This is a genomic window from Streptomyces sp. NBC_01477, from assembly GCF_036227245.1.
GTDB lineage: Bacteria > Actinomycetota > Actinomycetes > Streptomycetales > Streptomycetaceae > Actinacidiphila.
On the sequence record NZ_CP109445.1, the window covers coordinates 6,534,943 to 6,556,560 of the forward strand.

The following is a 21,618-nucleotide window of genomic DNA, read 5'->3' on the forward strand; positions in this document are numbered from 1 at the left end:
GATGGCGCTCCTGAACCGCCCCCTGCGCTGGCTGGACGAGACCGGCGACCACTTCATCTTCCACGTCACCGCCGTGCTGTGGATCCCGCGCACCCTGCGCCGCTACCTCAAGGAGGTGCAGCGCCTGCTCGCCGAGGTCGCGTTCGGCAGCGGCGGGCTCGGCGTGATCGGCGGCACCGTCGGCGTGATGATCGGCATGACCCTGGCCACCGGCACCGTCGTCGGCCTCCAGGGGTACGCGGCGATGAACCAGCTCGGCACCGCCGCCTTCACCGGCTTCGTCTCCGCGTACTTCAACACCCGCGAGATCGCCCCGCTGGTCGCCGGGCTCGCGCTGTCCGCCACCGTCGGCGCCGGCTTCACCGCGCAGCTCGGCGCGATGCGGATCAACGAGGAGGTCGACGCGCTGGAGGGGATGGGCATCCGCTCCATGCCGTACCTGGTCAGCACCCGCATCATCGCCGGGGTGGTGGCGATCGTGCCGCTGTACGGCATCGGCCTGATCAGCAGCTACGCGGCCTCCCGGCTGGTCACCGTGTTCTTCAACGGCCAGTCGCCGGGCACCTACGACCACTACTTCAACCTGTTCCTGTCTCCCGAGGACGTGCTGCTGTCCACCCTGAAGGTGCTGGTCTTCAGCGTGATCGTGATCCTCGCGCACTGCTACTACGGCTACACCGCCAAGGGCGGACCGGCCGGTGTCGGCATCGCGGTCGGGCGCTCGGTGCGCAACGCCATCGTGATCATCTCGGTCACCGACTTCTTCCTGTCGCTGGCGCTGTGGGGCGCCACCACCACCGTGCGGGTGGCCGGATGACCACCACCGAGACCCGTACCCCCGCCGCCGGGCCGGTCCGCCGCGCCCGGCTGCGCGGCACCACCGCGGGGCGCAGGACGGCCGGCATCGTCTTCCTGCTGGTCCCGGCCCTGCTGGCATGGCTCGCGGTCGCCGTCTACGACAAGGCGTTCAGCGACGACGCGACCGTGACCGTGCTGACCGGCAGCGTCGGCAACGAGATGCACCCCGGCGCCGACGTCAAGGTCCGCGGGGTCGTCGTCGGCCGGGTCAGCGGCATCCACGCCGACGGGGCGGGCGCCCGGCTCACGCTGGCCATCGACCGCGACCAGCTGCACCGCATCCCGGCCGGCGTCACCGCCCAGATGCTGCCCACCACCCTCTTCGGCGCCCGCTTCGTCGCCCTGGTGCCGCCCGCGGACACCAGGGCCGGCGGCCCGACGCTCACCGCGAGCAGCACCATCGCGCAGGACCGCTCCGGCGACGCCATCGAACTCCAGCAGGTGCTGGACAACGTGATGCCGCTGCTGACCGCCGTCCAGCCGCAGAAGCTGTCGGCCACCCTCAACGCGGTCGCCACCGCGCTGGACGGCCGCGGCACCCAGCTCGGCACCACCCTGGTCCAGCTGGACGGCTACCTCCGCAAGCTCAACCCCGAACTGCCCGCGCTCAACGACGACATCAAGCAGCTCGTCACCGTCAGCCGCGTCTACAACGCCGCCGCCCCCGACATCGTGCAGGCCCTCACCGACTTCACGAGGACCAGCAGCACCATCGCCGACGAGCAGGCCAACCTCAGCACCCTGTACGGCACCGCGACCGGGACCGCCCAGGACGTCACGGCGTACCTGCGGCAGAACAGCGACAACCTCATCCGGCTGGCCGCCGACAGCCGCGGCACCCTCGGCCTGCTCGCGACGTACGCGCCCTCCTTCCCGTGCACCCTGCGCACCCTGGCCGACTTCGTGCCCGTCATGGACAAGGCACTCGGCAAGGGCAGCCACGAGCCGGGCCTGCACGTCGATCTGACCACCGTCCCCTCGCGCGGCACGTACGTGGCGGGCAAGGACACCCCGGTGTACGGCGCGCGCGGCGGCCCGAAGTGCTACCCCGTCCCCTACACCGGCAAGGGCACCGCCGCGCTGGCCAACTCCCCGCAGGAGAACGAGCTGATCGACGAACTCCTCGCCCCCGGCGCGCACACCACCGCGCAGTCGCTGCCCGACTGGAGCAGCCTGCTGACCGGGCCGGTCTTCCGCGGAGCGGAGGTGACCGTCAAGTGAAGCGCCGCAGCCTGGCCGGACCGGTCATCAAGTCGCTGATCTTCATCCTGGTCACCGCGCTGGCCACCGCCGCGCTCGCGGTCAGCATCGCGGGCGCCGGCGTTGGCGACACCTCCGGCTACAACGCGCTGTTCACCGACACCACCGGCCTCGCGTCCGGCGACAGCGTACGGATAGCCGGGGTGAAGGTCGGCCAGGTCGACTCGATCAAGGTCTACCAGCGCCACCTGGCCAAGGTGCACTTCTCGGTCCAGCGCGAGCGCACCCTGCCCAAGTCCGCCGACGTCACCATCAAATACCTGAACCTCGTCGGCCAGCGCTACATCGACCTCGAACAGGGCACCGGCCCGGTCGGCCAGACCCTCCAGCCCGGCCAGACCATCCAGCTGGACCACACCACCCCCGCGCTCGACCTCACCCAGCTCTTCGCCGGCTTCCAGCCGCTCTTCGAGGGCCTGTCCCCGAAGGACGTCAACCAGCTCGCCGGCGAGATCGTCCAGGTGCTCCAGGGCGAGGGCGGCACCGTGGACAGCCTGATTGGCAGCATCGGCTCGCTGACCACCACGCTGGCCGCCAAGGACCAGGTCATCGGCCAGGTCATCGACAACCTCAACAGCGTGCTGACCACCGTCAACACCCGCGAGGCCAACTTCAACGACCTGGTCACCACCCTCCAGCAGCTCGTCACCGGCTTCGCCGGCGACCGCGAGCCGATCGGCCAGTCGATCACGGCGATCTCCCAGCTGACCACCAGCACCGCCGGCCTGCTCACCGACGGCCGGCAGCCGCTCAAGGACTCCATCGCGCAGCTCGGCAGGCTGTCCACCAACCTCGGTGACGCCACACCGCAGTTGCAGGACTTCCTGGTCAGCACCCCGCAGAAATTCCGGGCCATCGGGCGGCTCTCCTCGTACGGCTCCTGGCTCAACCTCTACCTGTGCCAGGCCACCGTCGCCGGGGTGACCACCTCCGACGGCAGCAAGCCGCCCACCGGCATAGCGATCACCGAAGCGAGGTGCCGGTCATGAACCGCCCGCGTCTGCGCGGCCTCCGGCCGCCCTTCCGCGCCCCCGCGAACCGCGGCAGGCCGCTCTTCCGCCCGCTGCGGGAGCGCAACCCGGTGGCCGTCGGCGCGATCGGCCTGCTGGTGCTCGCGCTGGCCGGCCTGGTCGCCTACAACGCCGACGCCCTGCCGGTGATCGGCGGCGGCACCGGCTACTCGGCGAACTTCACCGAGGCGGCGGGCCTGCGCCCCGGCAACGAGGTACGGGTGGCCGGCGTCAAGGTCGGCAAGGTCACCGGGGTGTCGCTGGACGGCGCCCAGGTCAAGGTCAGCTTCAAGGTCCGGCACACCTGGATCGGCGACGCCAGCACCGCCGCGATCGGCATCAAGACGCTGCTCGGCGAGAAGTACCTGGCCCTCGACCCGCTCGGCAGCCGCAGGCAGAACCCCGGCACCCGCATCCCGAAGAGCCGCACCACCTCGCCGTACGACGTCACGCAGGCCTTCAACGGGCTCGGCCAGACCCTCGGGTCGATCGACACCCGGCAGCTCGCGGCGAGCTTCCAGACGATCTCCGACACCTTCAAGGACACCCCGTCGTCCGTACGCAGCGCCGCCACCGGGCTGTCGTCCCTGTCGCGGACCATCTCCAGCCGGGACGCCCAGCTCGCCGAACTGCTCACCGGCAGCAAGCAGCTCACCCAGACCCTCTCCGACCAGAACAGCCGCTTCCAGACCCTGATCTCGGACGGCGACCTGCTGCTCGGCGAGATCCAGAAACGGCGGGACGCCATCCACACCCTGCTCACCGGCACCCAGGATCTGGGCATCCAGCTGAGCGGCCTGGTCGCCGACAACACCCGGCAGCTCGCCCCGACCCTGGACGCCCTGGACCGGGTCACCGGTGTGCTGGTCGCCAACCAGTCCAGCCTCGACCAGGCGCTGGCGCTGGCCGGCCCCTACTACCGGCTGGTCGGCAACACCCTGGGCAACGGGCGCTGGTTCGACAGCTATCTGTGCGGTCTGGTGCCGAAGAGCTATCTGCCCGCGGGCACCCCGCCGGCCACCGGCTGCATGCCGCCCAAGGCGACGGGAGGAGCGTCATGACCATCCCGCGCCCGCGCCCCCGGCCCCGCCCGCGGCTGCCGCGGCCCGCCCTGCCCGCCGTACGGGTCTCCCGGCGGCTGCTGGCGGCCGGCCTGGTCCTCGTCCTGGTCGCCGCGGCCGTCGTCACCGCCGGCTTCGTGGCCTTCGGCGGCCCGGACGGCCGCCACGTCACCGCCTACTTCGACCGTGCCGTCGGCGTCTACAAGGGCTCCGACCTGCGCATCCTGGGCGTGAAGGTCGGCACCGTCGAAGCGGTCGAGCCCAAGGGCAAGCAGGTCGAGGTCACCTTGCGCCTCGACCACGGCGTCAAGGTGCCGGCCGGCGCGGGAGCCGTCGTCGTCGCCCCCAGCGTCGTCGCCGACCGCTACGTCCAGCTCACCCCCGCCTACACCGGCGGCCCGCAGCTGAAGGACCACGCGGTCATCCCGGCCGGGCGCACCGCCACCCCGGTCGAGATCGACCAGCTCTACGACAGCATCACGCAGCTCAGCGACGCCCTCGGCCCGAACGGCGCCAACGCCACCGGCGCCCTGTCGGGACTGCTCGACACCGGCGCCCAGAACCTCCAGGGCAACGGCAAGGCCATCGGCGACAGCATCAACCAGCTCGGCCAGGCCTCCAAGACCCTCAACAGCCACAGCGACGACCTCTTCGCGACCCTGTCCTACCTCCAGTCCTTCACCACGATGCTCAAGAACAACGACGGCAAGGTGAAGGCGGCGGCCGACCAGCTCTCCACCGTCACCGGCTTCCTGGCCGCCGACAAACAGGACCTCGGCGGCGCGCTCCAGCAACTGTCCACCGCGCTGGGCCAGGTGAAGACCTTCATCCAGGACAACCGCGGCCGGCTCACCACCAGCATCAGCAAGCTCACCCCGATCACCCAGACCCTGGTCGACCAGCGCGCCTCGCTCGCCGAACTCCTCGACACCGCACCACTGGCGGCCGACGACCTGCTGAACGCGTACGACCCGAAGCACCACACCATCGACGGCCGCGCCAACATCAACGAGCTGAGCATGGGCGGCAACCCGACCCCCGCGTCCGGCTCCTCCTCCGCGGGTACGTCCACCAGCTCCCCGGCCGCGAAGCACCTGCCGCTGCCCTTCCCCGCGGCCGGGGACGTCACCACCGAGGGGGCCGCGCGATGAGCCGACGGCGTACGACCACCGCGGCCCTCGGCGCGCTGCTCAGCCTGACCCTGGCCGGCTGCTCCTTCGGCGGGGTGCAGAGCATCCCGCTGCCCGGCGGCGCCGACCTCGGCAGCCACCCCTACACGGTCAAGGCGCAGTTCGCCGACGTCCTCGACCTCGTACCGCAGGCCTCGGTGAGGGTCAACGACGTCGCCGTCGGCCGGGTCACCTCGATCCACCTGGCCGACGACGGCTGGTCCGCGCTGGTCACCATGAAGGTCAACGGCAAGGTCGAACTGCCCGCCAACGCCTACGCGCACCTGGAGCAGTCCAGCCTGCTCGGCGAGAAGTACGTCCAGCTGTCCGCGCCGCCGTCCAACGAGCCGCCCCACGGCCACCTCAACGGCGCCGCGCTCATCCCCACCTCGCACACCAACCGCAACCCCGAGGTCGAAGAGGTCTTCGGCGCCCTGTCGCTGCTGCTCAACGGCGGCGGCATCCAGCAGCTCAAGACCATCAGCACCGAGCTGAACAAAGCGCTGACCGGCAACGAGCCCCAGGTCAGGGACATGCTCAGCCAGGTGGACACGCTGGTCACCGACCTCGACACCCACAAGCAGGACATCACGGACGCGCTCGACGGTGTCAACCAGCTGTCCGCCACCCTCGCCGTACGCGACCAGAAGATCGGCACCGTACTGACCGGTCTGAGCCCCGGCCTCAAGGTGCTCGACCAGCAGCGCGGCTCGCTCGTCACGATGCTGCGGGCGCTGGACACCCTCTCCGGCGTCGCGGTGAACACCGTCAACCAGAGCAAGGACGACATGGTCGCCGACCTCCAGGCCCTCGCGCCCACCCTGCAACGGCTCGCCGACTCGGGCAAGGACCTGCCCGACTCGCTCCAGGTGCTGCTCACCTACCCGTTCACCGACGAGGTGCTCCACGGCGTCAAGGGCGACTACCTCAACGTCTACCTCGACCTGACCGCGGCCCCCGGCACCCAGCTCACCCCGATACTCACGTCCGAGGACAACTCCTACCCGCCGACCCCGCAGTCGCTGGGCAAGAAGAACAACATCCCCAAGGGCCTGCCGCTGCCGCTGCCCTCGGTCACCACCACGGCGGGGGGCCGCTGATGCTGACCAGGACCACGGTCGTCAAGAACATCGCCTTCCTGCTGGTCGCCGTCCTGGTGCTCGGCTACATCGGAGTGCGCTACGCCGACCTCGGCCGCTACGTCGGACTGAGCGGCTACTACACCGTCAAGGTCGAACTCCCTGAGGCAGGAGGCCTGTTCGAGCACTCCGACGTCACCTACCGCGGGGTGTCGGTCGGCCGGGTCGGGCCGATCCGGCTCACCTCGGACGGCGTCGAGGCCTCCTTGCGGATCAACGACTCCGCGCCGCGCATCCCCGAGCACCTGGAGGCCGTCGTCGCGAGCCTGTCCGCGGTCGGCGAGCAGTACATCGACCTGCGGCCCAGCACCGACAACGGACCCTTCCTGCACGACGGCTCCCGGGTCGACGAGGCGTCCACGCAGATCCCGGCGCCGGTCACCAACCTGCTGACCAGCGTCAACGACCTGGCCGGCTCCGTACCGCTCAATTCGCTGCGCACCGTCGTGGACGAATTCGGCCAGGCCTTCAACGGGCAGGCCGACAACCTCCAGTCGCTGCTGGACTCCAGCGGCCAGTTCATCTCCGCCGCCGACACCAACCTGCCCGCCGACACCCAGCTGCTGGTCGACGGGCAGACCGTGCTGACCACCCAGGCCGACGAGGGCGCCGCCATCAAGTCCTTCGCCGACAGCGCCAACCAGCTCGCCGCGCAGCTCAACTCCTCCGACACCGACCTGCGCCGGCTGATCACGGCGGCGCCGGACGCGGCCGTCCAGGTCAGCGCGCTGCTGCGGGACGTCGGGCCGCAGCTGAGCGTGGTGCTGGCCAATCTGCTCACCACCTCCGACATCGCCGCGACCCGGCAGCGGGGCATCGAGGAATTCCTGGTCAAGGTGCCCGCGGTGGTCGCCGCCGGCTCCTCCTCCGTCGACTCCAAGGGCCTGCACTTCGGCATGGCGACCACCTTCTTCGCGCCGCTGCCCTGCACCTCCGGCTACGGCGGTACGGCCTACCGCAACGGCCTGGACACCAGCGCCCCCGCGACCGCCTTCAACACCGCCGCCCGCTGCACCGCCCCCGCGTCCAGCGGCATCGGCGTCCGCGGCTCCGCGCACGCCCCGGACGGCGGCGGGGTGCCGACACCCGCGGTGCCCGGCTCCGTCCTGTCACCCGGCACGACGGCCGCCTACTCCGTTCCCGCGGGACCCGTACTGCCCGGCGCGCTCGGCCTGCCCGCGCTGCCGCCCGGCGGTCCCTCGACCATGGCGGGCCTGCTGGGGGTGACGTCATGAGGCTGCCCCGCGCGATACGCGGCAGGGCCGCCGGGTGGGTGGCGGCCTGGACGGCGGCCGCGGTCGTCTGCGGGCTCGGCGCCTGGTCGTACGCCGACACCCGCGGCGACGACGCGCTGAGCTACGGCAAGGCGCGGGACGCCGCGCTCGCCGACGGCACGCACGACATCGCCCGGCTCAACACCGTCGACGCCGCCCACGCGGCCGGCGACCTCGGCCAGTGGCTCACGGTGACCACCGGGCCGCTGCACGACCGGATGGCCAGCACCCACACCGCCGACGCGGCCACGCTCGAGCAGTCGGGGACCTCCACCCGGGGCACCGTCACCGACGCGGCGGTCACCGAACTGGACACCAGGGCGGGCACGGCCAAGCTCATCGCCACCGTGCAGGTCGAGGTCACCCCGGCCACGGGCGCGGCCACCACCGACCGCAAGCGCTTCGAGGCGGGCCTGTCGCGCACCGCGGACGGCTGGAAGCTCGCCGCGCTCACCGCGGTACCGGTCGGGGCGAGTTGAGAGCCGAGGAAGGACGCAAGGTGAAGACGACCGAGCACACCGCGCCGGACACTTCCGCGGACGACGCGGATACCGCCGTTCCGCCCCTGGCACCGGACGCCTCCGGGGAGGCCGCGGCGGCCGGTCCCGCGGCGGACGCCTCCGGGGCGCCGCCCGCGGGAGCCGCTTCCGGGGGTGGTGATCCGGCCGGGGCGGACGGGGGCGGTTCCGCCGACGGGCACACCGCCGGCGCCGACGGTACGGTCACAGGCGACCCCGACGACGAGCGCGCCGCCCGCCGGTGGCGTCCCCGGGCCGGGTGGACCCGGGCCGTGCGGAGCAACCCGCGGCGGGTGGCCGCCGCCGCCGTGATCGCCGCGCTGCTGCTGGCCGGCGGCGGATTCGGCTACGCGGCCCACCGGTTGAAGGACCCGGCCGCGGCACGCAACCACGCGCTCACCGACACCGACGCCACCAGCCGGCTCACCGGCGACGTCAGCGACGCGCTCAGCCGGATCTTCGCCTACACCCCCGAGGACACCCAGTCCACCGCCCAGGCCGCCCGCGACGTACTGGAGGGCGCGGCGGCCCAGCAGTACCAGCAGCTCTTCGCCCAGATCAGGCAGCAGGTCGCCGACCAGCAACTGACCCTGGGCACCCGGGTGGTGCGGGCCGGCGTCGTCTCGCTCACCGGCGACCACGCCCGGCTGCTGGTCTTCCTCGACCAGACCGCCCAGCGCGCGGGCGCCACCGCCACCAGCGCGGCAGCCCAACTCTCGGTGACCGCCCACCTGGTCGGCGGCCACTGGCGCATCAGCGATCTCAAGGCCCGCTAGGAGAAGCCCGGATGGCCCGCATGCCGCACTTCCGCACCACCGCAGCCCGGCTGCGCCCGCGCGCCCCGCGACGCCCGCTGCTGGCGGTGGCGCTCACCCTGGCGCTGGCCGCCGCCGTCGCCGCGGCGCTCAGCGGCTGGTCCTGGTACGACGCCGCCCACGACGGCGACGCCGCCTTCGCCCGCAACCGCGACACCGTACTGGCCGCGGGCGAGCAGGCCGTGCAGAACCTCAACACCCTGGACCACAACGACCTGGACCACGGCCTGGACATCTGGGAGTCCTCCACCACCGGCGACCTGCACACCCAGCTCACGCAGGGCAGGACCGGCTTCGCCAAGCAGGTGCAGCAGGCCCAGACGGTCAGTACCGCCAAGGTGCTGTCCGGGGCGGTCACCGAGCTGGACACCAGGACCGGCAAGGCCAGCGTGATGGTCGCGCTGCGGATCACCGTCCAGGCGCCGAAGGCCAAGCCCGCGGTGAAGGAGAGCCGGCTGCTCGGCGAGCTGACCAGGACCGCGGACGGCTGGAAGCTCAGCGCGCTGGGCCAGGCCCCGATGGGCGACAGCGCCCCCGACCCCGCCGCCACGGCGACGCCCACCACCCCGCAGCCCACCGCGAGCCACTGACGCCGTACGCGAGAGGACCGACGCACCATGTCGACCACCCGTCATCTGATCAACCGGCAGCGCAGGCTGGCCGCGGTGTCCGCGGCGGCGGAGGAGCGTACGGTCTCCGGCCCGGCGGCGGCCCAGGCGCGTACCCGTACCCGTACCCGTATCCGGCGTCCGGAGGCCGACGCCGCCGCGCCGGCCCGTGCCGGCTCCTCACCGGCCCGTGCCGCCCGCCGGCCGCTGCCGGTCGCCGTCACGCTGCTGGCCGTCCTGACCGTGCTGCTCGGCGGCTTCGCGGCGGTCGCCGCGAACCGGGCCTCGGCGCTGCACGGCTCGGTCGCCGCCCACAACACCGCGCTGACCGACACCGCCCGCACCAGCGAGATCAAGGGCATGATCGCCGAGGCCGTGAACGCGGTCTTCTCCTACGACTACGCCGACACCGCCCGTACCGACGCCGCCGCCAAGCGGCTGCTCACCGGAAAGGCCGTACAGCAGTACGCGAGCATGCTCGCCGAGGTGCGCGCCCAGGCCCCGGCGCAGAAACTGGTGCTGACCACCACCGTCACCGACACCGGGGTCGAGACGGTCGACGGCGGCAGGGCGCACGTCCTGGTCTTCGCCGACCAGCGCAACACCAGCACCGCGAAGGCGGGCGCGGGCAGCACGTACGCCGCCGCCATGTTCGCGGTGGACGCCGTCCGCCAGGACGGTACGTGGAAGATCGCCGCCATCGACACCTTCGGCTGAGGGGCCCCGGCGGGCACTATGGGGGTGAGCCGCGACTGCAACCCACCCGAAACGGTGTGATGCAATGCTCATGATTCCCCACCCGGACCAGGCGGGGGAGCGGTGCCTGACCGGCGAGGATGGATGGATATGGATAAGCAGCAGGAGTTCGTTCTCCGCACCCTTGAGGAGCGGGACATCCGCTTCGTCCGGCTGTGGTTCACCGACGTACTCGGCTATCTCAAGTCGGTCGCTGTCGCCCCCGCGGAGCTTGAACAGGCGTTCGACGAGGGCATCGGCTTCGACGGCTCCGCCATCGAGGGCTTCGCCCGGGTGTACGAATCGGACATGATCGCCAAGCCCGACCCCGGCACCTTCCAGATCCTGCCCTGGCGCGCCGAGGGCCCCGGAACGGCCCGGATGTTCTGCGACATCCTGATGCCCGACGGCTCCCCGTCCTACGCCGACCCGCGCTACGTGCTCAAGCGCGCCCTGGCCAAGACCTCCGACCTCGGCTTCACCTTCTACACGCACCCCGAGATCGAGTTCTACCTGCTCAAGGACAAGCCGCTGGACGGCGGCCGCCCCACCCCCGCCGACAATTCCGGCTACTTCGACCACACCCCGCAGAACATCGGCATGGACTTCCGCCGCCAGGCCATCACCATGCTGGAGTCCATGGGCATCTCGGTGGAGTTCTCCCACCACGAGGGCGCCCCCGGCCAGCAGGAGATCGACCTGCGGTACGCCGACGCGCTGTCGACCGCCGACAACGTGATGACCTTCCGGCTGGTCATGAAGCAGGTCGCCCTGGAGCAGGGCGTGCACGCCACCTTCATGCCCAAGCCGTTCTCCGAATTCCCCGGCTCCGGCATGCACACGCACCTCTCGCTCTTCGAGGGCGACCGCAACGCCTTCTACGAGTCCGGCGCGGAATTCCAGCTCTCCAAGGTCGGCCGGTCCTTCATCGCGGGCCTGCTGCGGCACGCCGGCGAGATCTCCGCGGTGACCAACCAGTGGGTCAACTCCTACAAGCGGATCTGGGGCGGCTCCCAGCGCACCGCAGGCGCCGGCGGCGAGGCCCCCTCGTACATCTGCTGGGGCCACAACAACCGCTCGGCCCTCATCCGGGTCCCGATGTACAAGCCCGGCAAGACCGGCTCGACCCGCGTCGAGGTCCGCTCCCTCGACTCGGGGGCCAACCCCTACCTGTCGTACGCCGTCCTGCTGGCCGCCGGCATGAAGGGCATCCAGGACGGCTACGAACTCCCGGCCGGCGCCGACGACGACGTATGGGCCCTGTCCGACTCCGAACGCCGCGCACTGGGCATCGAGCCCCTCCCGCAGAACCTCGGCGAGGCCATTGACCTGATGCAGCGCAGCGAACTGGTCGCCGAGACCCTCGGCGAGCACGTCTTCGACTTCTTCCTCCGCAACAAGAAGCAGGAATGGGAGGAATACCGCTCCGAGGTCACCGCCTTCGAGCTGCGCAAGAACCTCCCGGTGCTGTAGCCGCGGCTCGGCGTCCTTCGGGATCGTGACGCCTTCCGGGCCGGCGGGGTGTGCGCCGCCGGCCCGGAGCCGTCGGTGAGCGTGTACGTGATCCGCCACGACGTCTCCGCGGAGTGACAGGTGAGTTCCTTCGAGCGGGTGGGGACCGGATCGGGTGAGCCGCAGCCCCTCACACACGTCTGGTACGTGTCGTACGGCTCCAACATGTGCATGGAGCGCCTGCGGTACTACCTGGCCGGAGGACGGCCGCCGCACGGTTCACGGGTGTACCCGGGCGCCCGCGATGCGCGTATGCCGGCGGTATCGGTGTCCGTCGAACTGCCGGGCACGGTGTACTTCGCGACGGAGTCGCCGGTATGGACGGGCGGACGCGCCTTCTACGACGCGGACGCGGCCGGCCGCGCGTGGGGGCGGGCGCATCTGGTGACCCTCGGGCAGTTCTCCGACATCGCGGCTCAGGAGATGTACCGACAGCCCGGACCCGACCTCGACGTCACGGAGGCCGTCCGCGTCGGACGCGCAGAACTCGGCGCCGGACGCTACGAGACCCTCGTGCACGCGGGTGAGCGGGCGGGCGTCCCCCTGCTGACGTTCACGGCGCCCTGGCGGGTGAACGACGTCGAGTGGACCAAGCCGTCCGCCACCTACCTGAGCCTCCTCGCGTCCGGCCTCATCGAGACCGGTTCCTGGGCACCCGATCCCGTCGCGGAATACCTGTCCACCCGCCCGGGCGCCGCGGGCCACTGGACCGTCGACACCGTGCGAAACCTCATCCGGCCACTCCCTGGATGACCCGTGGCGACGGCGCGACCGGCCCGCCCGCGCTCAGGCGTCCGCTCCCGGGGCGGTGGGTGAGGTGTCGATGTCGGCCCAGACCGTCTTGCCGATGCCGTGCGGGCGAGGGCCGACGCCATGGCGGACGGCCAGCGCGGCGACGAGGGGGAGGCCACGGTGTGACTCGTCGTCAGGGAAGGCTGTCCGCGGGCTGGGTAGGCCGTCGCCCGCGTCGGCCACCTCGACGCGGACACGGTGGTCCTCGCGGCGCGTGATGCGCAGGCCGATGTCGCGGCCGGGCGTGCTTCGGGCGTGCCGGACGGCGTTGGTGACCAGTTCGCTGACCACTAGCACGGCTGCTTCGACGGCCTCGTCGGGTACGCCCCACGAGGTGAGGGTCAGGCGTGTGGCCCGGCGGGCTCGGGCGACGTGCTCGGGGCGTCGTGAAAACCGGATGTCCAGGGCAGGACGGTCTGTCGGTTCGGGCAGCGGCATGGTGCGACCTCGCAGTGCAGGGATTCATGGACTCACCTCTCTAGAGAGGTGAGTCCATGAAAGCAGTGCCGCGACCGCGGTGTCCACGGTTCTCTAGAGATGTTGCCCGAGGATGTGAACGCCCCCAGGTGTCGGCGGCTCGGCGCCCGCCTAGGATGTCTAGAGATGATCAGGAAGGACGTTCGATGACGACCGCGGGCAGGCGCAGTCAGCGTGAGCCGAAGTATCAGCGCATCGCGAGCGGGCTCAGGCGGGACATCGAGTCCGGGCGGTACGGGCCGGGGGATCGGTTGCCCGGGGAGAACGACCTCATGGCCGAGCACGGGGTGGCGCGGATGACCGCCAGGCAGGCGCTTGCTGTGCTGCAGACCGAGGGGCTGGCCGAGGCGCGCAAGGGTGCCGGGGTGTTCGTCAGGGTGTTCCAGCCGATCCGCAGGCGTGGGATCAGCCGCCTGTCGCGGGAGCAGTGGGGCGCCGGGCGGTCGGTCTGGGAGGCGGATGTCGGCGACCGGGAACTGGCCGTGGAGGTGCTGGAGGTCGTTGAGGGGGATGCCCCGGACACCGTCGCGGGCGTGCTCGGGACCTCCGGGGTGTGGCTGCGGCGGCGGCGCTTCGTGCTGGAGGGCAAGCCGGTGATGCTCGCGGTGTCGTACTTCCCCGCCGACCTGGTGGCGGGAACGCGGGTCACCGAGGAGGACACAGGGCCGGGGGGTGTCTACGCGCGGCTCGCGGAGCTGGGGCGCGAACCCGTGCGCTTCCGGGAGGAGATCCGTTCGCGGATGCCGACCGCGCAGGAGGCGCAGCGGCTGGGCCTCGGAGCCGGCACGCCGGTGGTCCTGGTCCGGCGGACCGCCTTCACCGCCGACGGCTCGCCCGTCGAGGTCAACGAGATGGTGCTGGACGCCGCCGCCTATGTGCTGGAGTACGACTTCGAGAGCTGAGGTCGCCGAGGCAGGGCGGGTGACGTCGTATCAACCACCCCGCGGAGATGGGCGGCGGTGACCGCGGTCGCGCCATACGCCGGGGCACGTCCAGGATCGTCGTCAAGGACGCGGGAGCCGGCTCCAGTACGGCGCAGAACAGCCCGTTGTCCTCGACCGGTGGCCAGGGTGAAAAAGCTCAACGACCGTACACCGAGGTCCGTGCTCGATACCGTCTCCTTGAATTACACCTATTCACAGGAAGCGTAGTTGATGCGACGCCAAAACCGAACGACTCTTTCCACCGGACGGCGCACGACGCTCCGGCTCGCCACCGTAGCAGCCGCTGTCACCGCGGCCACCGGCATGGCTGCCGCCTCGACATCCGCCGCGAGCGGTGACATCAGCGCCACGGCCACCAACCCCTACGGCTGGGCGTACTTCAACGCCGACACCAACATGCTGGCCATCCACGACTCCCATGCGGACGGATACGGCATCGAGGTCACCAACTACCGCAGCGACCTGACGCCCGAGGGGCCCTATCGCGGCTGGAACCGCGACGGTAACGACTCCACCACCTATTACCAGCTGCACATGCCGTACGGCGCGGAGATCAGTTTCTACGTATGCGCGGAGAAAGGCGGTCTCATCGTGGGAAGCACCTGCGGCCAGACCGCCCACGGGTACGCCGGCCCGCAAATCTGAGATAGCCCCCACGCTCGAACACCGGGCCCACCGCCGCCGGGTCGCACGCCTGCCCGGCGTCGTGTGACGCCCTCGTGGACGGCTGCCCTCCGGGGTCCGGCTGCGGCGGGGAGCGACGTCGAGGGCCGAAGGTCAGCCGAGCCAGGACGGGGCCAGGGCCGAGGGGGCGAGGAGGGTGGGGGCGGGGGAGCCGTCGGCGGGGACGGTGTAGAGGTCGGAGCCGTAGTCGCCGGGCATCGAGTACGCCAGGGTGTGGTCGTCGGTCCATACGGCCTGGTCGTCCACGCTGCGAGTCTCGGCGGTGGGGTGGTCGCGCAGGGTGGCCAGGTCGAGGACGTAGAGCCGCCAAGGGGCGTCGGCCGGGAGGCCCTTGACGCGTTTCTTGAACGCGATCCGGGTCCCGTCGGGGGACAGCGACGGGCACTCGACGTTCTCCCGCAGGGTCACCGCGGTCCGCGCCCGGACGTCGCCCCGGATCAGATACGTGCGGCCGCCGGTGGCCATCGTGGCGTAGAAATGCGTGTCGTCGGCGAAGGTGACGCCCCAGAAGTTCACGTCGGCGGCCCGTACCCGCTTGCCGTCGCGCGTCACGGCGTAGTCCTCCAGGGTCGGCTGGAGGGCGCCCGTGCGGGTGTCGAGTATCGAGGTGCGGGTCGAGAAGTTCGTGCCCGCGTAGGAGTCGCCGCCCACGAAGACCGTCCAGGCGGCCATCCGCCCGCTCGGCGACACCCGCGCCCGGGTCGGGATGCCGGCCAGGTCCACCCGGCGGGTGGTGCGCAGCCGGGAGTCCAGCACCAGCGCGCGGTAGCTGTCGTTGACCGCGCCGCGCTCCGCCTGGAGGCAGATCCCGGTGCCGCCCGCCGCGTAGAAGCGCAGGCAGGTCACGCCGGAGGCGGTGCGCGGTCCGGCGGGCGCGGCGGCCGGGACGCTGGCCAGCTCGTCGCGGTGCGGCCCCCACGCCATCGAGCGGAAGACGATACGCGGCGGGCCCGAGGCGGCCAGCGACACCGTACCGGCGTGCACCGCGGGGCCGCCCGCCTGCACCTGGTTCCTGCGGTCGGCCCGGTCCGCGGCCCGCCAGACCGCGACCCCGGCGACCGTCGCCAGCACCACGACCCCGGCCAGCAGCACCAGCAGCCGGGCGCGCGTACTCATCCGGTCGCCGTCGACCGCCCCCTGGCTCATACCGCCTCCGCGGGCCGCAGCCGTACCGACAGTGCCACGCTCGCCAGCAGCGCCACCGCGGCGCCGGCCAGCGCCGACCGGTCGCCGAACGCGGTCCAGGCCGCGCCGAAGGCGATCGAGCAGCAGAAACGGGCCGCCGCCTGCCCGGTCTGCACCAGCGCCAGCCCGCTGGAGCGCAGCGCCGCCGGTACGGAACCGGCCGCCGCCGCCATCAGCACACCGTCGGTGGCCGCGTAGAAGGTGCCGTGCAGGGCGAGCACCGCGTACGGGAGTACGCCCGCCCGCAGGTGGGCCAGCAGCAGGCCGTACGCCAGCAGCAGCGCGAGGTGGCCGCCGACGAAGACCCGCCAGCGGCCGACCCGGTCGGCCCAGCGGCCCAGCGGCACGGCGAGCAGCAGGAAGGCCGCCGCGGTGCCCAGCGGCAGCAGCGCGAACCAGCGGTCGGGCACCCCCAGACGGCGCTGGAGCAGCAGGTAGACGAAGGAGTCGCTGACCGTGGCCAGGCCGAGCGCCACCGCGCACAGCGCCAGCCCGCGCAACTCGCGCCGCCCCAGCAGCGCGACGGCGGCCCGCAGCGACGGCCGTACGGCACCGCTCCCGGAGGTCGGGACAGCAGCCGAAGCCCCGCCGGGAGCCGACGCCCCGCCCGGCGCCTCGGCCGCCTCCCGCGTGCGGGTCGGGACGAAGAGCAGCAGCACCAGGACGCCCACCGCGGCCACGCAGAAGCTCACCGTGAACACCGCGTCGTAGCCGTCCGCCGCCTGCCGCAGGATCAGGAAGGCGACCAGCGGCCCCAGCAGCGCCCCCGTCGTGTCCATCGCCCGGTGCACCCCGAAGGCCCGGCCGCGGGACTGCGGCGGCGAGGACAGCGAGATCAGCGCGTCGCGGGGCGCGGTGCGCAGGCCCTTGCCGGTGCGGTCGGCGGCCAGCACCGCGCCGATCAGCGGCAGCGTGTGGACGGCCAGCAGCAGCGGCTTGCACAGCGCGGACAGGGCGTAGCCGAAGGCGGCGACCTGCTTGTGCCGCCCGCCGCGGTCGGCGAGGTGGCCGCCGACCAGCCGGACCAGGGCGCTGAAACCGTTGTAGACACCGTCGAGCAGACCGAAGCCCAGCGGGGACAGGCCGAGTCCGGTGACCAGGTAGAGCGGCAGCACCGCGGTGACCATCTCCGAGGAGACGTCGGTGATCAGGCTGACCGCGCCGAGCGCGAGCACGGTGGAGGCGACGGCGGACCGCCGCCCGGGGCGCGCGCCCCGGGCGGCGGTCCGCGAGGCCGCAGGTGTGCTCGCGCGGCTCTCGCTGACGTACATCGGTCAGCTGGTCCAGATGCCGGTGATGTCCGACGCGGACGCCGCCTGGCCGGCGTGCGTGGACGTGCCCGCGAGATCCTCCAGCGTCCGCAGGAGGTTGTAGTGGTTGTACGTGGTTCCGCTGGAGCTGCCCGCGACGACCGGCTGCCCGTACAGCACCGTCGGGATGCGGTTGCCGCTGAGCGAGTTGTCCTCGTCGAAGGTCACCACGAGCAGGCTGTGGTGGGTCTTCGCCCAGGTCGCGTACGCGCCGAGGTTGTTCTTGACCCAGGTGTCACCGGTGGACACCGAGCAGTCGTGCATGTCGCTGCACAGGTTCGGCACCACGAAGGACACCGTCGGCAGCGTCGAGTAGTCGGTGGGGAACTGCGCGAAGGTCTTCGCGGTCGAGGTCGGCACATTGGAGAAGCCGAACCACGGGTTGTGCTTCTGCGCGTAGTTGCCGCTCTTGCAGACCGTCGAACCCTGGCTGGGCAGCGTCTCGTTGTAGGTCCCCCAGGTGTGTCCCGCCGCGGTCACCTCGGAGCCCAGGTTCGCCGCCTTGCTGAAGCCGGCCGTCACACAGCTGTCGTCGGTGACGCCCTGGGTCGAGCCGGAGAAGAGGGCGTAGTAGTTCGGCTGGCTGGGGTGGGTGATGGCGTGGCTCTGGGTGAGGTTGGCGCCGCCCGACGCGAGCGAGTTGATGTACGGGGCGCTGGAACTGCCGATCACCTGGCTGTACGCGTGGTTCTCCAGGACCACCACCACGGTGTGGTCGGGGGTGGGGACGGAGCCTGCCGCCTGGGCGTTCCCGCCGAGGCCGGCCCACAGGCCGGCGCTGGCGGCGGCGAGGCCGCCGGCGGTGAACAGAGCGGTACGGCTGCGGCTGCGCACGGGTTACCTCCGGTGAGGGGGGTCGGGCATCGGACGTGCGAGGTGCGGGGTGGTGCGGCGCACGGCACGGAGCGTGCGGTGTGCATGCCAAAGTTAGGAGGGCCGGGGAACGCGGGGACGGTGAGCCGGGTGAAGAACACGCGAACACTCGGGTACGCGCCGCCCCCCCCGGGTTGTCCCGCACCAGCCCCCGCACCAGCCCCCGCGCCAGCCCCCCGACCGGCTTCCCGGCCGCCCGGAACCGGCCCCCGCACCGGCCCCCGGGCGCCCCGGAACCCGCCCCCGCACCGGCCCTCGGCGTTACCCGACGCGGCAACCCGCAGGGACAGGGGCGGACCGAGCCGCGTGCGGTTACGCTCAAGGGGCACCTTGATCAGATGGCACGTTGATCAGGTCCGGGCCGGCCCGGGAGGGCCGGGGGATGGGAGAGCCGATGCAGGGCCGACGCAGCAGTACGTTCACCCGGCTGCTCCGGCACGGCTTCACCGACCCCGCGGCGGCCGAGCGGCTGCTCGACGTGCCGGAGCTGTTCGCGGTCAGGTCGGACCCGGTGCTGCTGGAGGCGCTGGGGGCGACCGCCGACCCGGATCAGGCGCTGCTGGGACTGGTCCGCCTGGTCGAGTCGCTGGCGGCGGGGGAGCGGCGGGTGCTGCTCGACACGGTGACCACCGCCAAGCCGCTGCGGGACCGGCTGCTGGGTGTGCTGGGCGCCTCCGAGGCGCTGGGCGACCACCTGGCCAGGCATCCGGCGGACTGGCACGCGCTGGTGACGTACGAGGCGGCCGATCTGCACCCGGGCGTCGCCGACTTCGAACGCGGGCTCGCCGCCGCGACCGAACCCGACGCGCTGCGTGCCGCGTACCGCCGGTGCCTGCTGGGGATAGCCGCCCGTGACGTGTGCGGCACCAGCGACCTGGTGCGTACGGCCGCCGAGCTTGCCGACCTCGCGACGGCCACGCTGCGTTCTGCGCTGGCCATCGCCGCCGCCGAGAGCCCGCGGGACGCCGCGTCGGCGCGGCTGGCGGTGATCGGCATGGGCAAATGCGGCGGCCACGAGCTGAACTACGTCTCCGACGTCGATGTGATCTTCGTGGCGGAGCCCGCCGAGGGCGTCGAGGAGGTCGAGGCGGTCCGGGCGGCGACCCGGCTCGCGGCCCGGATGATGCGGGTGTGCTCGGACACCACCGTCGAGGGCACGATCTGGCCGGTCGACGCGAACCTGCGGCCCGAGGGCAAGAACGGCCCCCTGGTGCGTACGCTGTCCAGCCATCTGGCCTACTACGCCAGATGGGCGAAGACCTGGGAGTTCCAGGCGCTGCTCAAGGCCCGCCCGGTCGCGGGCGATCCGGCGCTCGGCGCGGAGTACGTCGCCGCGATCCGCCCGCTGGTGTGGCAGGCCGCCGAACGCGAGCACTTCGTGACCGATGTGCAGCAGATGCGCCGCCGGGTGGTGGACAACATCCCGGTCGCCCAGGTGGACCGGGAGCTGAAACTCGGCCCCGGCGGCCTGCGGGACGTGGAATTCGCCGTCCAGCTGCTCCAGTTGGTGCACGGCCGCACCGACACCTCGCTGCGCAGCGGTACCACGCTGACCGCGCTGGCCGAACTGGCCGCCGGCGGTTACGTGGGCCGCGCCGACGCCGCCGCGCTGGACGCCGCGTACCGCTTCCTGCGCCTGATGGAGCACCGCATCCAGTTGCAGAAGATGCGCCGCACCCACCTCGTGCCCGACGACGAGGCGGGCCTGCGCCGCCTCGGCAGGGGCCTGGGCTTCCGCTCCGAGCCGGTGGTGAACCTGACCAGGGAGTGGAAGCGGCACGCCGTGGAGGTGCGGCGGCTGCACGAGAAGCTGTTCTACCGGCCGCTGCTGGAGTCCGTCGCGCAGCTCGGCACCGACGACACCCGGCTGAGCACCGACGCGGCCCGGCAGCGCCTCCAGGCGCTCGGGTACGCCGACCCGGCCGCGGCGATGCGCCACCTGGAGGCGCTGGCCAGCGGGGTCAGCCGCAAGGCGGCGATCCAGCGCACCCTGCTGCCGGTGCTGCTCGGCTGGTTCGCGGACTCCGCCGACCCGGACGCGGGCCTGCTGGGCTTCCGCAAGGTCTCCGACGCGCTCGGCAAGACGCCCTGGTATCTGCGGCTGCTGCGCGACGAGGGCGCCGCGGCCCAGCGGCTGGCCCGGGTGCTGTCGTCCGGGCGGCTCGCGCCCGACCTGCTGATGCGCGCCCCCGAGGCGGTCGCGGTGCTCGGCTCGGTCGACGGCGGCCTGGTGCCGCGCGACCACGACGCGCTCGAACAGGAGGTGCTGGAGGTGGTGGGCCGGGCGGGCGGCGCCGAGCAGGCCATCACCGCGGTCCGCGGGGTGCGCAGGCGGGAGCTGTTCCGTACGGCCGCGGCCGACCTCATCGACACCTACGGCGACGACATCGGCAACCCCGAGCGCCGGGTCGCTCCCGCGGACCTGGTCGACCGGGTCGGCTGCGCCGTCTTCAGCCTGACCTCGGCGACGGTGGCGGGCGCGCTGCGGGCCGCGGTCAACGCGGTGACCGGCAACGACGCCCGGCCGCTGCCGACGCGTTTCGCGGTGATCGGGATGGGCCGCTTCGGCGGCCGGGAGCTGGCCTACGGCTCGGACGCCGATGTGCTCTTCGTGCACGATCCGCATGACGGGGTCCCGCAGGAGGAGGCGGGCCGCGCCGCGCTGGCCGTCGCCGACGAGCTGCGCCGGCTGCTGCAGATCCCCACCGCCGACCCGCCGCTGCTGGTCGACGCCGATTTGCGCCCCGAGGGCAAGAGCGGCCCGCTGGTCCGCAGCCTGGCCTCCTACGCGGCCTACTACCGCCGGTGGTCGCTGGTGTGGGAGAGCCAGGCGCTGCTGCGGGCCACTCCGGTGGCCGGCGACCCGGACCTCGGGGCGCGCTTCGTCGAGCTGATCGACCCGATGCGCTACCCGGCGGACGGCCTGGACGACGAGGCGGTACGCGAGATCCGGCGGCTCAAGGCGCGGATGGAGTCCGAACGCCTGCCGCGCGGCGCCGACCGCACCACCCACGCCAAGCTGGGCCGCGGCGGCCTGTCCGACGTCGAGTGGACCGTCCAGCTGCTCCAGCTCAAGCACGCGGGCCGGCTGCCCGAGCTGCGGACCACCGGCACCCGGCGGGCGCTGGCCGCGGCGACCGGGGCGGGGCTGATCGAAGCCGCGGACGCGGCCGTACTGGACGAGGCGTGGGTGCTGGCCACCCGGGTGCGCAACGCCGTGATGCTGGTACGCGGCCGGCCGGGCGACACCTTCCCGGGCGACGGCCGCGAGCTGTCCGCCGTCGGCCGCTACCTCGGCTTCCCGCCCGGCCACGTCGGCGACATGCTGGAGGACTACCGGCGGCGTACCCGGCGGGCCAGGGCCGTGGTGGACCGGCTGTTCTACGAGGGGTGA

At 72.3% G+C, this 21,618-nt stretch carries 20 protein-coding genes; 16 read left to right on the top strand and 4 right to left on the bottom strand.

What is annotated here, in order from left to right; translation table 11 throughout:
* Position 1 precedes the first annotated feature (1 nt).
* The 13 genes from OHA86_RS27790 (at position 2) to OHA86_RS27850 (ending at position 12,712) form a co-directional block, all read left to right on the top strand.
* Entirely contained in the window at positions 2–817 is an 816-nt protein-coding gene (locus tag OHA86_RS27790; protein ID WP_329179537.1) for an MlaE family ABC transporter permease, read from the top strand.
* Entirely contained in the window at positions 814–2,079 is a 1,266-nt protein-coding gene (locus OHA86_RS27795; RefSeq protein WP_329179540.1) for an MCE family protein, read from the top strand. The genes OHA86_RS27790 and OHA86_RS27795 overlap by 4 nt, the downstream gene beginning before the upstream one ends.
* Positions 2,076–3,107, top strand: coding sequence for an MCE family protein (locus OHA86_RS27800; RefSeq protein ID WP_329179543.1), 1,032 nt, complete (start codon positions 2,076–2,078; stop codon positions 3,105–3,107). Before OHA86_RS27795 ends, OHA86_RS27800 begins: the two co-directional genes overlap by 4 nt.
* Positions 3,104–4,189, top strand: coding sequence for an MCE family protein (locus OHA86_RS27805; RefSeq protein WP_329179545.1), 1,086 nt, complete (start codon positions 3,104–3,106; stop codon positions 4,187–4,189). The genes OHA86_RS27800 and OHA86_RS27805 overlap by 4 nt, the downstream gene beginning before the upstream one ends.
* Entirely contained in the window at positions 4,186–5,340 is a 1,155-nt protein-coding gene (locus OHA86_RS27810) for an MCE family protein (RefSeq protein ID WP_329179548.1), read from the top strand. The genes OHA86_RS27805 and OHA86_RS27810 overlap by 4 nt, the downstream gene beginning before the upstream one ends.
* Positions 5,337–6,458, top strand: a complete 1,122-nt coding sequence (locus OHA86_RS27815) for an MCE family protein (protein ID WP_329179550.1) — start codon at positions 5,337–5,339, stop codon at positions 6,456–6,458. Before OHA86_RS27810 ends, OHA86_RS27815 begins: the two co-directional genes overlap by 4 nt.
* Complete coding sequence (locus OHA86_RS27820) at positions 6,458–7,732, top strand: MlaD family protein (protein WP_329179552.1); 1,275 nt, start codon at positions 6,458–6,460, stop codon at positions 7,730–7,732. Before OHA86_RS27815 ends, OHA86_RS27820 begins: the two co-directional genes overlap by 1 nt.
* Entirely contained in the window at positions 7,729–8,250 is a 522-nt protein-coding gene (locus tag OHA86_RS27825; protein WP_329179553.1) for a hypothetical protein, read from the top strand. Before OHA86_RS27820 ends, OHA86_RS27825 begins: the two co-directional genes overlap by 4 nt.
* 20 nt (positions 8,251–8,270) lie before the next feature.
* Positions 8,271–9,065 carry a hypothetical protein gene (locus OHA86_RS27830; RefSeq protein ID WP_329179555.1) on the top strand — a complete coding sequence of 265 codons (795 nt, stop codon included), beginning with the start codon at positions 8,271–8,273 and terminating at the stop codon, positions 9,063–9,065.
* A gap of 20 nt (positions 9,066–9,085) precedes the next feature.
* Complete coding sequence (locus tag OHA86_RS27835) at positions 9,086–9,694, top strand: nuclear transport factor 2 family protein (protein ID WP_329182578.1); 609 nt, start codon at positions 9,086–9,088, stop codon at positions 9,692–9,694.
* Positions 9,695–9,721: 27 nt separating this feature from the next.
* The gene (locus tag OHA86_RS27840) at positions 9,722–10,429 is read left to right on the top strand and encodes a hypothetical protein (protein ID WP_329179557.1); all 708 of its coding nucleotides are present in this window, start codon (positions 9,722–9,724) and stop codon (positions 10,427–10,429) included.
* Positions 10,430–10,558: 129 nt separating this feature from the next.
* The gene (locus tag OHA86_RS27845; RefSeq protein ID WP_251492609.1) at positions 10,559–11,920 is read left to right on the top strand and encodes a glutamine synthetase family protein; all 1,362 of its coding nucleotides are present in this window, start codon (positions 10,559–10,561) and stop codon (positions 11,918–11,920) included.
* Positions 11,921–12,040: 120 nt separating this feature from the next.
* Positions 12,041–12,712 carry a histone deacetylase gene (locus OHA86_RS27850; RefSeq protein ID WP_443071904.1) on the top strand — a complete coding sequence of 224 codons (672 nt, stop codon included), beginning with the start codon at positions 12,041–12,043 and terminating at the stop codon, positions 12,710–12,712.
* Positions 12,713–12,745: 33 nt separating this feature from the next.
* On the opposite strand, the gene OHA86_RS27855 is transcribed toward OHA86_RS27850, so the two are convergent.
* A complete protein-coding gene (locus OHA86_RS27855; RefSeq protein ID WP_329179562.1) occupies positions 12,746–13,189 on the bottom strand; it encodes an ATP-binding protein in 444 nt (147 codons plus the stop codon).
* Positions 13,190–13,374: 185 nt separating this feature from the next.
* On the opposite strand from OHA86_RS27855, the gene OHA86_RS27860 reads away from it, so the two are divergent.
* The gene (locus OHA86_RS27860) at positions 13,375–14,130 is read left to right on the top strand and encodes a GntR family transcriptional regulator (protein ID WP_329179564.1); all 756 of its coding nucleotides are present in this window, start codon (positions 13,375–13,377) and stop codon (positions 14,128–14,130) included.
* Positions 14,131–14,382: 252 nt separating this feature from the next.
* Positions 14,383–14,817: a hypothetical protein gene (locus OHA86_RS27865; RefSeq protein ID WP_329179566.1), complete on the top strand. Its 435-nt coding sequence runs from the start codon at positions 14,383–14,385 to the stop codon at positions 14,815–14,817.
* Between the two features lie 132 nt (positions 14,818–14,949).
* Here OHA86_RS27865 and OHA86_RS27870 read toward each other — a convergent pair whose 3' ends face one another.
* Genes OHA86_RS27870 through OHA86_RS27880 form a run of 3 tightly spaced genes read right to left on the bottom strand, consistent with a single transcriptional unit; the run spans position 14,950 to position 18,185 of the window.
* Positions 14,950–15,972 (bottom strand): TolB family protein, encoded by a 1,023-nt coding sequence (locus OHA86_RS27870; RefSeq protein WP_329182580.1) that lies wholly within the window; start codon positions 15,970–15,972, stop codon positions 14,950–14,952.
* A gap of 26 nt (positions 15,973–15,998) precedes the next feature.
* Positions 15,999–17,312: an MFS transporter gene (locus OHA86_RS27875; protein WP_329179567.1), complete on the bottom strand. Its 1,314-nt coding sequence runs from the start codon at positions 17,310–17,312 to the stop codon at positions 15,999–16,001.
* A 3-nt stretch (positions 17,313–17,315) separates the two neighbouring features.
* Entirely contained in the window at positions 17,316–18,185 is an 870-nt protein-coding gene (locus OHA86_RS27880) for an alkaline phosphatase family protein (protein ID WP_329179568.1), read from the bottom strand.
* Positions 18,186–18,606: 421 nt separating this feature from the next.
* Here OHA86_RS27880 and OHA86_RS27885 point away from each other — a divergent pair, with 421 nt between their 5' ends.
* Positions 18,607–21,618, top strand: a complete 3,012-nt coding sequence (locus tag OHA86_RS27885; protein WP_329179570.1) for a bifunctional [glutamine synthetase] adenylyltransferase/[glutamine synthetase]-adenylyl-L-tyrosine phosphorylase — start codon at positions 18,607–18,609, stop codon at positions 21,616–21,618.

Coding starts and splice junctions, on each gene's coding strand:
- OHA86_RS27810 (WP_329179548.1), top strand. CDS start 4,186: ATGACCATCCCGCGCCCGCGCCCCCGGCCCCGCCCGCGGCTGCCGCGG.
- OHA86_RS27805 (WP_329179545.1), top strand. CDS start 3,104: ATGAACCGCCCGCGTCTGCGCGGCCTCCGGCCGCCCTTCCGCGCCCCC.
- OHA86_RS27860 (WP_329179564.1), top strand. CDS start 13,375: ATGACGACCGCGGGCAGGCGCAGTCAGCGTGAGCCGAAGTATCAGCGC.
- OHA86_RS27870 (WP_329182580.1), bottom strand. CDS start 15,972: ATGAGTACGCGCGCCCGGCTGCTGGTGCTGCTGGCCGGGGTCGTGGTG.
- OHA86_RS27835 (WP_329182578.1), top strand. CDS start 9,086: ATGCCGCACTTCCGCACCACCGCAGCCCGGCTGCGCCCGCGCGCCCCG.
- OHA86_RS27885 (WP_329179570.1), top strand. CDS start 18,607: ATGGGAGAGCCGATGCAGGGCCGACGCAGCAGTACGTTCACCCGGCTG.
- OHA86_RS27815 (WP_329179550.1), top strand. CDS start 5,337: ATGAGCCGACGGCGTACGACCACCGCGGCCCTCGGCGCGCTGCTCAGC.
- OHA86_RS27795 (WP_329179540.1), top strand. CDS start 814: ATGACCACCACCGAGACCCGTACCCCCGCCGCCGGGCCGGTCCGCCGC.
- OHA86_RS27845 (WP_251492609.1), top strand. CDS start 10,559: ATGGATAAGCAGCAGGAGTTCGTTCTCCGCACCCTTGAGGAGCGGGAC.
- OHA86_RS27790 (WP_329179537.1), top strand. CDS start 2: ATGGCGCTCCTGAACCGCCCCCTGCGCTGGCTGGACGAGACCGGCGAC.
- OHA86_RS27855 (WP_329179562.1), bottom strand. CDS start 13,189: ATGCCGCTGCCCGAACCGACAGACCGTCCTGCCCTGGACATCCGGTTT.
- OHA86_RS27820 (WP_329179552.1), top strand. CDS start 6,458: ATGCTGACCAGGACCACGGTCGTCAAGAACATCGCCTTCCTGCTGGTC.
- OHA86_RS27825 (WP_329179553.1), top strand. CDS start 7,729: ATGAGGCTGCCCCGCGCGATACGCGGCAGGGCCGCCGGGTGGGTGGCG.
- OHA86_RS27865 (WP_329179566.1), top strand. CDS start 14,383: ATGCGACGCCAAAACCGAACGACTCTTTCCACCGGACGGCGCACGACG.
- OHA86_RS27840 (WP_329179557.1), top strand. CDS start 9,722: ATGTCGACCACCCGTCATCTGATCAACCGGCAGCGCAGGCTGGCCGCG.
- OHA86_RS27875 (WP_329179567.1), bottom strand. CDS start 17,312: ATGTACGTCAGCGAGAGCCGCGCGAGCACACCTGCGGCCTCGCGGACC.